Source organism: Alicyclobacillus mali NBRC 102425 (genome assembly GCF_001570745.1).
Taxonomy (GTDB): Bacteria; Bacillota; Bacilli; order Alicyclobacillales; family Alicyclobacillaceae; genus Alicyclobacillus; species Alicyclobacillus mali.
In genome coordinates, this window is sequence record NZ_BCSG01000047.1 from 1 (window position 1) to 12,494 (window position 12,494).

Here is a 12,494-nt window from a genome sequence, read left to right on the forward strand (position 1 = left end):
ACGGCGGGGAGAGGTGCGAGCCACAACAACACGCCAATGGTGGTCGCGATGCCTTTTCCGCCCCGAAACCCGAAAAATACGGGCCAATTATGTCCCACCACCACGGCCACCGCCGAAAGGGCCAATGCCCAGGTTCCATGGGGAACCAGCGCGTCGGCAATCCACAGCGCGATGGCGCCTTTGAGCCCATCGAACACGAGAACCAAAACGCCCCACTTCAACCCAAGCGTGCGCATCGTATTGGTGGCGCCGGCGTTCCCACTTCCCACCGAGCGAATGTCGCGACCGCTTATCCAGCGAACCAGCAGGGTGCTTGTCGAGATCGAGCCAATCAGATACGAGATGACCACCGCCAACAGGCCAAACCAAGCCATACGTCACGCTCCTTTGCGGGCGACCGTCAACCCGACTCCGCTTCGTCGCGCGCCCGCAGCACAATGCGAATAGGTGTCCCTCGAAAACCGAACGCCTCTCGCAGTTGGTTCTCGAGGTACCGCTCGTACGAGAAGTGACTCAGCTCCGTGTCATTTACAAAAATCACGAACGTCGGTGGTTTCACGCTTACCTGCGTGCCGTAATAGATTCGCAGCCTCCGCCCCCCTTTTGACGGCGGCGCAACGGATACCTGCGCATCGGCGAGCACGCGGTTCAAGGTCGAGGTCGGCACGCGCATGGCGTGGTACTCCGCCACCTCCTTCGCGACGTCCAGCAACCGGCCGACGCGCTGACCTGTCAAGGCGGACACGAAGACCACCGGGGCAAAACGAAGAAACGGGAATTCATTCCTAATCTGTTCCTCAAATCGGTGCGCGGTTTTGTCGTCTTTTTCAATGGCATCCCACTTGTTCACGATAAACGCAATCGCACACCCAGCGTCAAGGGCGTAGCCCGCCACGCGCTTGTCCTGCTCCACGATTCCCGTCTGCGCATCGAGAACCACAAATGCCACGTCCGCCCTGTCCAGCGCCCGAAGTGCCCGCAACACGCTGTATTTTTCGATGCGCTCATACACTTTTCCTTTGCGCCTCATCCCAGCGGTGTCCACCAGGACATACGCCTGTCCGTCCCGCTCAAGCGGCGTGTCGATCGCGTCCCGCGTCGTTCCCGCGATTGAACTGACCATCACCCGCTCTTCCCCAAGCAACCGATTGACCAAGCTCGACTTGCCCACGTTGGGTCTGCCGATGAACGCGATGCGAATCGCGTCTTCGTTCTCATCGTCTCCGCTCCGTTTTGGAAGCTTGGCGACGACGGCATCGAGGAGGTCACCCGTTCCACGCCCGTGTTCGGCGGAAAACGGGACAGCCTCGTCAAAGCCAAGGCTGTAGAATTCGTAGCTAAACGCGTATTGCTCCACGTTATCGAGCTTATTGACGCCGAGCACAACAGGCTTCTGAGATCGGCGCAATACCTGTGCCACGTGCTCGTCCGCCTGCGTCACGCCCTGGCGCCCATCGACGACAAACAGGATCACGTCCGCTTCATCAATGGCAATCTGCGCCTGCACGCGGATGAGGTTCCCCATTTCGTCCTCCTCATCCATCTCGATGCCGCCAGTGTCGATGACGCGAAACGGCACACCATTCCACTCGCTTTTGCCATAAATCCGATCTCGCGTCACGCCGGGCGTATCCTCGACGATCGAAACCCGCCGGCCGACGAGTCGATTGAAAAGTGTAGACTTGCCCACATTCGCGCGCCCTACAATCGCCACCACAGGTAACGACATGACCTGGTCACCTCCGATCCCTTCTGTCACTCCGGGCGCAGGGATTCCCCATTACCCGGCCTCGAATTCCAACCTATGTCAGTCTCCAGCCTCCTCACCTGACGCGCCGCGCCGAGACAGGGCCCCTGCCAGCGCGCGTGTGAGCTCAAACGCCGCAGCAAACACAAATACGGCGGCCATCTCCCAGCCGTCTCCACGCAGGGTCCATTCGATCACGACGAAACCAACGCTCACAAGCGCACGAGTCTGCGCAGAGGGCGAGACGACAGACATCGCCAATCCGACCCCCCCTGCAGCCCACACCTCAGGCGGAACCCCGGCCCAGGCAGCGAACGGAGCCATCCTCGGCCAAGCAACCATCGCAGCGATACCTGCGATGGCCAATCCCGCGCTGACGCGCACCCACCTCCATCCGGTACGCGACAGGCGGAGCAACTCATATGCGGATAGCGCGCTCCACACCGCAGGCGGCAACCACGCCGGAATGAGCCATCTCACAAACCAAGCCACGAGACAGCCAGCGATAGCGGCCCGCACCAGCCAGCGAGGCACGATAGAAAGAGGCGGCCAAAGCCAGAGCCACAAGGCCGCTGGGACGAGCCATAGCAACATCAGCGCGTTCCGCACCCCTCAACGCCCCTGCGCACTTCACGCGGGAGTTCGAGACTTCGCGTATCGGTGGTCCTAAATCGTCGTTTGGTGAAGTCGGCGACAGCCGCCCCCACAGAGGACTTTCACCGCCTAGCTACCGCCCATGCCGGGCGCACCGAGAGAAAACCCCGCCCTTGCAGGCGGGGTCTGATATCTAGCGGTTGTCACTTGAACAAGTCGCCAAAAAGATCGCCGAGCGTCGGCCCAGAAGCGCCATCGTTGCGGGATTCAGTTGGCCTGCGATCCCGCCGGCCACCTCGCCCTTGCCCTTGCCCGCCGCGCGGCTGAGCAGAATCCCGCATGGACAACGAGATTCGCTTGCGCTCCGGATCCACGCTCAGGACGCGAACCGTGACCTCTTGTCCAGGCTGCAACACATCGGAGGGCTTGTCGACGTGTTCATTCGAAATCTGGGACACGTGAACGAGCCCTTCCAACCCAGGGCGAAGCTCGACAAACGCACCGAAGTCCACCACTCGCCGGACCACGCCCTGAACGACGTCTCCAGGACGAAACTCGTTGGCGTACGTCTCCCACGGCTCAGGCAGCGCAGCCTTAATAGAAAGCGAAATTCGCCCCGCCTCAGGATCCACGCGAAGCACGCGCACTTTGACGCGATCGCCCTCGTGCACGACCTCGGACGGATGGTTGACGTGCGTAAACGAAAGCTCCGAGATGTGCACCAGTCCGTCGGCGCCGCCCACGTCGACAAACGCGCCGAAATCAGTCAGCCTCTGCACAGTTCCCTCAATCACGTCGCCCGGTTTTAACGCCTCGAACAGCTTCTGCGCCCGCGCCTCGCTCTCCTCTTCCAAGACAGCCCTGCGTGAGAGGATGAGCTTGTTTTTCTGAGGATCGACCTCAATCACCTTGGCGCGAAGCGTCTGACCCTTGAACTGTTCAAGATTCTCGACGAAATGCCGATCCACCAAGGACGCGGGGATAAACGCGCGAACACCGACGTCCGCCACCAAGCCGCCCTTCACCACGTCCCGAATCTCCACCTCGATGGGCTCGCCGCTCTCCAAGAGCTGTTGCATACGCTCCCACGCAGACGCCTGTTCGGCGCGCCGCTTCGAAAGCGTCACGTGGCCGGACTCCATGTCCACTTTCAACACTTGCGCCGTCACGGTGCTGCCCACGCTCACCACATCGCTCGGGTGCGTTCCCGGCAGCGCCGACAGCTCCTGCGGCGATATATGCCCCTCATAACCGTGAGGCAGCGCGACGGTCACTCCGTGATCATCCACGGCGGTCACTTCGCCGGTCACGACGTCCCCCTCGCGAACCGCCGCATCGGTCAACATTTCTCGCAAATCCTCTGACATGTCAATGGCCTCCCGTTTCCTTGGTCACTTTATGATGGCAACGCGCGACCGGAGTCGGCGTTTATTCGCATGCGCCATGGCCAAGCCCACGCTGACCTTCCACAAGGGTTACCTATAGCATACCAAATTGGACAAGCCGCAAACGCCGTTTTGGAATTGCGGCACCAACTTTTCATACGCCTACTGTAACACAGTCTTGTGCCATAAGGAAAACACTCGTCCCTCAACGCGCGTCCATGTCACTTCCGCTCCCAGTCAATCGAAGCAATTGTTCGCGGAGATTCCGCATCACTTCTTCATCCGACAATGCGCGCACGTCAATCGGCTCGCCAAATTTGACCTCAATGCGCCCGAACAGCCTATACTGTCCACGAATGCCAACCGGCTGAATGATGGCACCCGCCTTTCTCGCGATGGATGCAATGCCAGGCTGAAGGGGCCCGAGCTTGCCCGTCCTCGACCGATGCCCTTCGGGAAACATCACGAGGCAAGTCCCGCGCTGCAACACGTCAATGGCCGTGCGGATGGCTCGTCGGTCCACACGTCCGCGTTCAATTGGAAAGCCTCCAAGCGTGAGGAACAAGCGCCGAAGCATGGGCATGCGGAATAACTCGGCCTTGCCCATGAAACGTATGTATCGCGGGACCAATATCCCCAGAAGCGGCGGATCAAAATTGGACAGGTGGTTTGACGCGAGAACCACGCCTCCCTGCCGCGGGAGCCTTTGTAAGCCCTCTACCCGAACGCGAAAACAGGCGCGAAAAAACGCTGTGACCACGGCCCGCGCGAATCGGTAAAAGAACGTGCGCGGCAAATCACTGGATTCAACGGACATGCGCATTCTCCACCAACTGGACGATCTCGTCGACCACAGACTCGATGCTCTTGTCCGTCGAATCGATCCGCACAGCGTCCTCGGCCATGCGGAGAGGAGCGACCGATCGCTCGGAATCCTTTCGATCCCGCTCGACGACGGTTCTCACCATTTCTTCGAGAGGTACGTCGTAGCCCATCCGCCGATACTCTTCTTGACGCCTGCGCGCCCGTTCCTCCGCCGCAGCCGTCAGAAACACTTTCACCGTTGCGTGAGGCAAAACGACCGTCCCAATGTCTCTTCCGTCCATCACAACTGAATGGCGTTCCGCAAAGGCGCGCTGCCACTCCGTCAACAGCTGTCGAACTCGCGGGTGCGCGGCAACGGTTGAGACCAACGCGCTGACTTCAGGAGCGCGGAGCCGAGGCGTGACATTGACGCCGTCCACAACGACTTGAAGCGTGCGATCCTCACCTTCTTCAAATGACACCCGGTGCGCGTCGAGCGCGGCTTCCACATCGCGCTCCGAGTGGACGTCAATTCCTTCCTGAGCGCAGAGATACGCGACAGCCCTGTACATGGCGCCTGTGTCGACATACATCAGATTCAGCCGCTCTGCGACCCGCTTCGCAACCGTGCTTTTTCCGGCTCCCGCGGGTCCATCGATGGCAATGCTCACAGGTGCCACGTCGAAACCTCCCTCCGGTGCGATGACTCATTTCCTCGATGGTAACACAACCGGAAAAGGCTCGGCAATGCGCTCATCGTTCAAAAAAAGCCCACCGGCTCGAGAGAAGCGGTCCCCGCGCCGTTCCCGAGGGTGATGGTCTCGCCTGTCACCGGATACAGCATGTCGCTGTCTCCATCCTGAACGTAGATGGTGACCGGCGGCCCCGCTGGCGTCGTATCCCGAAATGAAATGACGTCGCCCGAGTGAACGAGAATCTGCATCTCGTCCGTCGTGAATGGCCCCAGGGAAACGCCGTTTCGAAAGACAATCACATTCGCCGCGCGCGCGGCGCTATCGGCCATCAGCACAATACTACCCGTCGCTTCGGCGACGCCCGGCGGCGTACCCGTCTGCACGGAAATCACCGTGTGCGTTTGTACCATGGCCTCCACGTGGTCACGCACACGAGGCACCTGCATGGCGAGTTGAGCTAACACCAGCGTGCTCACCGTCCCGAGCGCAACAGGAACCAAAAACGCATCCAGCATACGGCGCATCCGTCGAATCGCCATGGACATCCCCCCACAGCTAAACGTATGCGCCGCCACACGCGCTATGAGTCTATCTTCTTCGGAGTGCACGCTGGCGCATGAACGTGTAGCGCACCACCTGATCGCGCACCCGTTCCGGGATGTCGACAAATTGCATGGACACGGTCAGCCCCAGCGCTTCCGCTTCGACACGCACCACCTGACACGAAGCCTGCAGGTGATATCCCGTATATGGAAGCGTGACGTCGACATGGACGCGATCGCGAAACTGGATATCCGCCACATCCCTGGTGCGCACCGCCATGCCGCCACCGCTGATATCCACCGCTTGTGCATAAACGGTCTCTCCGGTGCGAAGACAGTTGAGCTTCACCTGTGCATCCAGGGAGACGCGAAAATACTCTCGGCGCTGAATTCGCACGAGGTCCGATACCTTCAGTGGGTGAAGCAAGCGAACCGCAGGCGTCGGAATGTATGAGAGCCCCAAAATACGCGAGCTGTATTGGTACACATCGTTTTCCGTAGCAGCATATTCGATCACGAGCGTAGTGTCGACGTGCACATCCATCTCTCGCCCTGTCCCTTGATGGACGGGAACGTCCGCAAAGAGAAACTCGTCATCCATATCGGCCACACGCGACTTGTAACTGTTCTCGGAAGCGTCTCCAATCACGCGAACGCGCAAGGGAGCCCCTATGGGCGGCACAACCGGCATACCGTTCTCCATCCCTTCCAATCTCCTGCCTTATTATACACGCAGAAGGGAAGGTTGCGGGGAAACTTCGGCAGAAAGGATCGATTGCGCCAGAAGCCTCGAATTATGTCAAGCGTTCAATGCTCAGTTCGTGGCCGGTTGAAACATCCAAGACCACGCGATACGGTTCATCGTTGGCGCCAAAGGTTCCTTCAAATGCGACCGCCTGAACCCACGTTCCGTTGGGATCCTCCGCCAACACGCGTCGCTCGTCCTGCACATGAAACTGCGGACCAAGGCGTGAACGCAGATCATCTTCGGAAAGCACATGTTTTGCAGGTGGCAGCGACTTGGGCGGCCATTTGCCGCGATCATAAAAGCCAATCACCTGGCCATCGTCAAGCGCCACCACCACCTTGCAACTTGCATCGAGCGCTGGGACGCCCTGGACCACAGGCTGATAGGTGAATCGGGCGATCCCGTCCACCTGGCTTGCATAGGTCCGCACCATGTTGGACCACCCAATCCGCTTCAGCCAGCGCGAAGCCGAACTGGCCGCATCGGCGAGGTCCACCCGCGGCTGTCCAAGCGGGCGCGTCAATCGGTAGCTGGCGAGCGTGCCTGTTCCCGGCGCAAACTCTAAGCGAACGGATCGCCCCTGGACAAGCCCGGTGACGAGGATGTACGAACCGTCGCGAGGATCGCGGATGCCACGGACCTTGGCCTTGTCTATGGTTCCGCCCACCACGTGCTCTGCGCGTCGAAGCCACGCTCCAGACTCGTCCGTCACGGTGGACGCCGTCCGCTTCGCTGCCGCTTTCGGTACAACGACACTTGCTTGCACTCGCGCGAGCGCATTGCGAATTGCGGGAACGAGTTCGGTGCCCGACTTCCCGTCCAGAACAGGTCCCGCGTGCCACGCAACCGGTTGGAGTTCGGTCTCCAAGCGCGTGACTGTCTGGTATTCTTGGCGCAACGCCTCCTGGACGCCCGCGTTCCGAGGTGCCGCGTCGGTCATCATCCAATGTTGGGCATTAAAATCGATCTGGTGCAATTCCTGATTCACTCGGTGATCGCGTCCGCCGTCCGGAACGCGAGCCATGTCCAACTGTGCCGCATACGCGTACTTCTCGACGTCTGCCAGGTGTCTCCGAAACGACTCCGGGTCCGCCATGATAGAAGCAGACGCAAGCGCGGCGCGCAGCGCGTCGAGATCCGCAACAGCCGCCCGCAGCGCACCCGAGTACCCTGCATCGACCATGGTCGCCATCGCCTGAGCCCGGTTGCGTTCGTGATCGCCCCAGGCAAATGCTGCTCCACCCACCGCGATCACGGCCGCGGCTGACCCTGCCCACCACATCCATTTCCGCACATACGCCACCTCCTGTGTCAGGCCGTGAAGATGTGATGACCAATGGTGACAAGCTCCGGCTGCGCCCACATCCAGGCGTTGGATGTTTTTGCTGGATTGAAATAGTACAGCGCACCGTGCGTCGGGTCCCACCCATTCACCGCGTCGATCACTGCCTGCATGGCCTCCTTGTTGGGCTGAAGATTGATCTGACCGTCGTTGACGCAGTCGAAGGCACCGGGCTGGTAGACAATCGCCGGGATGGACTTCGGAAACTTCGGATCATGCAGGCGATTCAAGATGACCGCAGCAACGGCCACCTGGCCTTCAAACGGCTCACCGCGGGCCTCGCCGTAGACCACATGTGCCATGAGGTTGAGATCACTTGCACTCAAATTGTCCATTCCGTGCGTAAAACCGTCACCCGAGATCAAGGTGGCGCTGCTTCCCGAGACCGTCGCGGGCTGTGCTGCGCCAGTGGATGACGGCGTAGAAGAAGAGTTCGGAAAGTCCATCTTGTAATTCCAGTTTGGCGTCGCCTTCACGAGCATGATTTTGGTTCGCATGTCCACGTCGCCAGTGACGGGGAGTCCAAAATTGTACTGGAAGCTCCGTACGGCCCAGTACGTCTTCCAACCGAAGACGCCATCGATGCGCCCCCAATAATACCCGAGAAGGTGGAGTCGACCCTGAAGTTCGTCCACGTCGTAGCCTGTGCTCCCATACATGAGGTTGCGCGCAGTGAATGCGTGAATGGCCGGTGCCGGAAACGACGTCTCCGTGACCGCCAACGCGGCGAGGAGAAGTGCCCAAGCCGAGATCGCACGCTTTGCCCTGCTCATCCAGCCCCCCCCTTTCGCAGATATTTGCATCGGCGACAATGCGTAGTCTGCAAACGAGCAAAAAAAAATATGCCCGGGATAGCCCCGGACACATCCCAAGCCATGCCACTGGCATCAGCCTATCACTTCAATGTCAAACTCCTTATCGTTATCGCACAGGCAGCGTTTGAACCCCGTCTCAATGTTGCCCTTCGAGTCTCGCGTGCCCCGCAGAATGAACGTTTCGCCGCACTTTCGGCATCGGATCATGACCTTGATCCGATGCGCAGCTGGGGTAGATTCCTGCGCCGGCAACGGCGACTCTGCGCGCATAGCGATCCCTCCTTCACTTCCATGCCGTTTCACAGCCATCCGCGCCAGCGGCTCGCTTCCGCCAAGCGTTGCACCCCGACGATGTAGGCCGCCAGTCGCATGTGGACGCCGTACCGAAGCGCCACCTGGTAGACGCGATCAAACGATTGCCGGACGCGATCGTCCAGTTTCGCCTGAATTTCGGACTCACTCCAGTAATATCCCTGGTTGTTCTGAACCCATTCAAAGTACGAAACGATCACGTCACCAGCAAACGACAGCACGTCGGGAATCACGATAATTTCTCGCTCTCCCAGAATCTCCATGGCGTCTTGCGATGTCGACACGTTGGCCGCTTCGACGACCAGCGACGCCTTCAATCTTGCCGCCACATCCGGGGTGATGGCAGCGCCCGACGCGGCCAATACCAAGATGTCGCACGGCTGTTCCACAAGTTCGCGGTTCGACATCACATCGCGATACAAGCGCGTCACGGTGCCGAACGAGTCTCTGCGTTCCAGCAACTCGTCCACGTCCAGGCCGGTCTCTCGGTACAAAGCCCCATATGCGTCGCCGACGCCCACGATGCGCGCCCCACGGTCACTCAGATATTTCGCCAGGTAACTGCCAATGCCTCCGAAGCCCTGAATGATGACACGCTGCCCCTCGAGGGTCTGCCGCCGTTGCCTGACGGATTCCTCCAGCGTGAGGGCAATGCCACGGGCCGCAGCGCCATCCCGCCCGCGCGTTCCCCCCAAGATCACCGGTTTGCCGGTAATGAAACCCGGGCTGTCGGACTCGCGAATGTGGGAGTACTCGTCCAACATCCACGCCATGTTCTGCGAGTTACTAAAGGCGTCAGGGGTCGGGACATCCTTCGCCGGGCCCACAATCTGACTCACCGCGCGCACATAACTTCTGCTGACTCGTTCGATCTCGGAGAAGGACATATCGCGCGGATCGCAAACGATGCCTCCTTTGGCTCCTCCGAAAGGGAGTTCAGCGATGCCGCAACGGATGGACATCCAGATTGCCAGGGCCTCCATCTCCTCGAGGGTGATGTCTGGATGTAAACGGATCCCGCCCTTCGTGGGCCCAATGGCGTCGTTGTGCTGAACGCGATAACCCGTAAACACGCGCACGCTTCCGTCATCCATGCGCACGGGGAACCTGACCGTCAAGACGCGCATGGGGAGTTTCAAGAGATCAAAGGCTTCGCGTCCGTATCCCAAGACGTCGAGAGCCTGACGGACGATGTCCTGAGTCTCTTGAAGCATGGACGCACCCTGTTGACGCTTGTCCGCAGACGCCACAGAATCTGCCACAGTGTGTACCACCTTTTCCCGGTTGTCGACAACATGGAATCCAATGAAGACAGCCCTAGTATACACGCCCACCCGCGTTCCGAAAAGGAGCCGAGATCGCAGGGTGGGCACAAAAACAGAGTAACTAGAGAGATCTAGTTACTCTCGCATATGGTCAGCGATCACGTCGGAAAGTTCCGCAGCAGCTGTTCCACGGCGTGATCGGCGAAAATCACCTTCCCATACTCCTCAAGCATCCACGGCGTGACTCGGCTCATCTCCCCGTACTCCGCCGATATCGCAAAGACTTCCTCCCACTGGTCCGGCCGGAGGTCTCCGCGGATCACCAGTTGATACGCGCCCTCGTGGTGGTAGAGAGCCGTCTGCACGGGATACTGGCGCAATGTCTTGCACGCAGCCAGGAGGTCTTCCAATTCGCGGAACGCCATCACCATGTGCGTTGGCGTTGTTCGCGACGAAAAGCCGTGATCTCGATCTTCGTACGAGCCCTCATCATCGCTGTAATCTCCGTCCTCATGCCCTGCTCCCGGCATGGACGGGATACGCGTGACAATGACCACCACGCCCTCCGTCGGCATTGTGAACGCCTCGACGGAAATCGGACCGGCGATGTCAAACCCGACTTCCATATAAGCGGTCTCCATCATATCCCAAAAGAGATCCTGCACTTTTTTTCCGTTGTGCCAAATTTCATCGCGATCGATCCCACGTTCCTCGAGATCGTCATAGCTGATGAAAATTCGCACCTTGTCTCGGGCAATTCGCTCGACTCGCATCGGCGTTCCCTCCTTATCGCCAAAAGCCGAGTGAAAGGGCGTGTGATAAATTATATTATACCTCATTTGTTCCCCATGTCATGGCGTATCGCCTTCCATTCCGCTGCGCCAACTCACGAGGCCCGGTTGCCACATCGGCTCAGGTCGAAGCCCTCTCGACAATGTTGTGCTGCAAAATCACGGTGTAATTGTCCACAGGTTCATCCTGTAAGAGCTTGGTGAGTAATCGCATCGACACGGCTCCAAAGTCGTACATCGGTTGCGCAATCACCGTCATCTCGGGGCGGACCATCACAGCAAGTCGCGTGTTATCGAACGCAATGACCTTCACATCGTCAGGTACGGACTTACCCATGTCCTGAACGGCGTGAATGGCCGCCAGACCCAATTCGTCCGATGCCGCAACGACGCCGTCGAGCTCATGCTCCTCGAAATACGCCCGGATCCCCGGTAGCGAGGTCTCATATCGGCCTCGTCCCGTGCGAATGACATGCAGCTCCTGCCCGCGCATGCGGTTCTGCGCACCCTGTAACCGCCGATCCGCCACGACCGAGAAGCCTTCATCCATTGTGATAAATCCAATGCGTTTACAGCCCTTTTGCAGCAAAAAATTCACGGCATCCCTGCCCGATCGGTAGTTATCGATATTCACCGATGGAATGCGTCGCTCAGGGTCCTCCGTCGCACACAGTACGACTGGAATCTGCGCCTCTTCAAAGGCATCGATTTCCCGCGACGTCAACACGTTCGTCATGTACAGGATCCCGTCGACCTGTTTCTCCCACATCGTTCCAATCAAACTAACCTCGCGATCCACCTGCGCATCTGAATTCACGAGGAGAATGTTGTAATCGTACATATTTGCGATGTCTTCAATTCCCCGAACCATCTCCGCGACGAACGCAGCAGAAACGTCAGGTACGATCACGCCAATCGTGCGCGTTCGCTTGCTCGCGAGACCGCGTGCGACCGCGTTCGGTCGATATCCCAGTTTTGCGATGGCCTCCAGCACTCGCTTCTTCGTGTCCTCTTTCACCACCGCCGTGCCGTTGATAACCCGCGACACGGTCGCCATGGACACCTTCGCTTCTCTCGCGACGTCGTATATCGTAACAGGCATCACAAACTCCACCCTTCATTCCTCGTCGGCAATCCATGGTACTCGCATTCGTGTCCTTATTATAATCAAGTTTGGCCAGTCTCTGTCCAGCTTTCGGACCATGAAGTGCACATATGAAAAAACCCACCAATGGCGAAGCACGCCGATGGGCTTCACATCCTCGTCGATCGTCGTTCCGACGTGCGCCGGCCTCTGCATCAGATAGTGCCAGACACAAAGAAAGGGTTCGGAGCATCCGAACCCTTACGCAATATCGATATCCATGCGGGTGGAGGGACTCGAACCCCCACGGTCGCCCGCCAGAACCTAAATCTGGTGCGTCTGCCAATTCCGCCACACCCGCATATCTCAA

13 protein-coding genes and 1 tRNA gene are annotated in these 12,494 nt (G+C 59.1%); all 14 read right to left on the bottom strand.

All coding sequences use genetic code 11. From position 1 onward, the window contains the following. Nucleotides 1–374 (bottom strand): glycerol-3-phosphate acyltransferase (locus tag AMA01_RS12380; protein WP_197459995.1); only part of this gene is annotated, 374 nt, incomplete at its 3' end. Between the two features lie 26 nt (nucleotides 375–400). After that, entirely contained in the window at nucleotides 401–1,729 is a 1,329-nt protein-coding gene (gene der, locus AMA01_RS12385; protein ID WP_067851422.1) for a ribosome biogenesis GTPase Der, read from the bottom strand. Between the two features lie 78 nt (nucleotides 1,730–1,807). After that, complete coding sequence (locus tag AMA01_RS12390; RefSeq protein WP_067851424.1) at nucleotides 1,808–2,356, bottom strand: hypothetical protein; 549 nt, start codon at nucleotides 2,354–2,356, stop codon at nucleotides 1,808–1,810. 188 nt (nucleotides 2,357–2,544) lie between these two features. Further along, nucleotides 2,545–3,708: a 30S ribosomal protein S1 gene (gene rpsA / locus AMA01_RS12395; protein ID WP_067851426.1), complete on the bottom strand. Its 1,164-nt coding sequence runs from the start codon at nucleotides 3,706–3,708 to the stop codon at nucleotides 2,545–2,547. Between the two features lie 223 nt (nucleotides 3,709–3,931). Further along, entirely contained in the window at nucleotides 3,932–4,543 is a 612-nt protein-coding gene (locus tag AMA01_RS12400) for a lysophospholipid acyltransferase family protein (RefSeq protein ID WP_067851428.1), read from the bottom strand. Continuing rightward, nucleotides 4,533–5,210, bottom strand: a complete 678-nt coding sequence (gene cmk, locus AMA01_RS12405; RefSeq protein ID WP_067851430.1) for a (d)CMP kinase — start codon at nucleotides 5,208–5,210, stop codon at nucleotides 4,533–4,535. The genes AMA01_RS12400 and cmk overlap by 11 nt, the downstream gene beginning before the upstream one ends. Before the next feature lie 80 nt (nucleotides 5,211–5,290). Then, entirely contained in the window at nucleotides 5,291–5,764 is a 474-nt protein-coding gene (locus AMA01_RS12410; protein WP_067851432.1) for a hypothetical protein, read from the bottom strand. A 49-nt stretch (nucleotides 5,765–5,813) separates the two neighbouring features. After that, nucleotides 5,814–6,470, bottom strand: coding sequence for a flagellar brake protein (locus AMA01_RS12415; RefSeq protein WP_067851434.1), 657 nt, complete (start codon nucleotides 6,468–6,470; stop codon nucleotides 5,814–5,816). Nucleotides 6,471–6,561: 91 nt separating this feature from the next. Next, nucleotides 6,562–7,809, bottom strand: a complete 1,248-nt coding sequence (locus tag AMA01_RS12420; RefSeq protein WP_067851436.1) for a PepSY1/2 domain-containing protein — start codon at nucleotides 7,807–7,809, stop codon at nucleotides 6,562–6,564. A 17-nt stretch (nucleotides 7,810–7,826) separates the two neighbouring features. Further along, on the bottom strand, nucleotides 7,827–8,630 hold the full coding sequence (gene sleB, locus AMA01_RS12425) for a spore cortex-lytic enzyme (RefSeq protein ID WP_067851438.1): 804 nt from the start codon (nucleotides 8,628–8,630) through the stop codon (nucleotides 7,827–7,829). 341 nt (nucleotides 8,631–8,971) lie between these two features. Next, entirely contained in the window at nucleotides 8,972–10,246 is a 1,275-nt protein-coding gene (locus tag AMA01_RS12435) for a Glu/Leu/Phe/Val family dehydrogenase (protein ID WP_376738342.1), read from the bottom strand. Between the two features lie 161 nt (nucleotides 10,247–10,407). After that, the gene (locus AMA01_RS12440; protein WP_067851442.1) at nucleotides 10,408–11,022 is read right to left on the bottom strand and encodes an adaptor protein MecA; all 615 of its coding nucleotides are present in this window, start codon (nucleotides 11,020–11,022) and stop codon (nucleotides 10,408–10,410) included. Between the two features lie 139 nt (nucleotides 11,023–11,161). Next, nucleotides 11,162–12,142: a substrate-binding domain-containing protein gene (locus AMA01_RS12445; RefSeq protein ID WP_067851446.1), complete on the bottom strand. Its 981-nt coding sequence runs from the start codon at nucleotides 12,140–12,142 to the stop codon at nucleotides 11,162–11,164. A 263-nt stretch (nucleotides 12,143–12,405) separates the two neighbouring features. Next, a tRNA-Leu gene (locus AMA01_RS12450) sits at nucleotides 12,406–12,485 on the bottom strand. Nucleotides 12,486–12,494 lie beyond the last annotated feature (9 nt).

Excerpts from the sequence above, each read along its gene's own strand:
- AMA01_RS12445 (WP_067851446.1), bottom strand. The coding sequence starts at position 12,142 with ATGCCTGTTACGATATACGACGTCGCGAGAGAAGCGAAGGTGTCCATG.
- AMA01_RS12440 (WP_067851442.1), bottom strand. The coding sequence starts at position 11,022 with ATGCGAGTCGAGCGAATTGCCCGAGACAAGGTGCGAATTTTCATCAGC.
- AMA01_RS12415 (WP_067851434.1), bottom strand. The coding sequence starts at position 6,470 with ATGGAGAACGGTATGCCGGTTGTGCCGCCCATAGGGGCTCCCTTGCGC.
- AMA01_RS12410 (WP_067851432.1), bottom strand. The coding sequence starts at position 5,764 with ATGGCGATTCGACGGATGCGCCGTATGCTGGATGCGTTTTTGGTTCCT.
- der (WP_067851422.1), bottom strand. The coding sequence starts at position 1,729 with ATGTCGTTACCTGTGGTGGCGATTGTAGGGCGCGCGAATGTGGGCAAG.
- AMA01_RS12400 (WP_067851428.1), bottom strand. The coding sequence starts at position 4,543 with ATGTCCGTTGAATCCAGTGATTTGCCGCGCACGTTCTTTTACCGATTC.
- rpsA (WP_067851426.1), bottom strand. The coding sequence starts at position 3,708 with ATGTCAGAGGATTTGCGAGAAATGTTGACCGATGCGGCGGTTCGCGAG.
- sleB (WP_067851438.1), bottom strand. The coding sequence starts at position 8,630 with ATGAGCAGGGCAAAGCGTGCGATCTCGGCTTGGGCACTTCTCCTCGCC.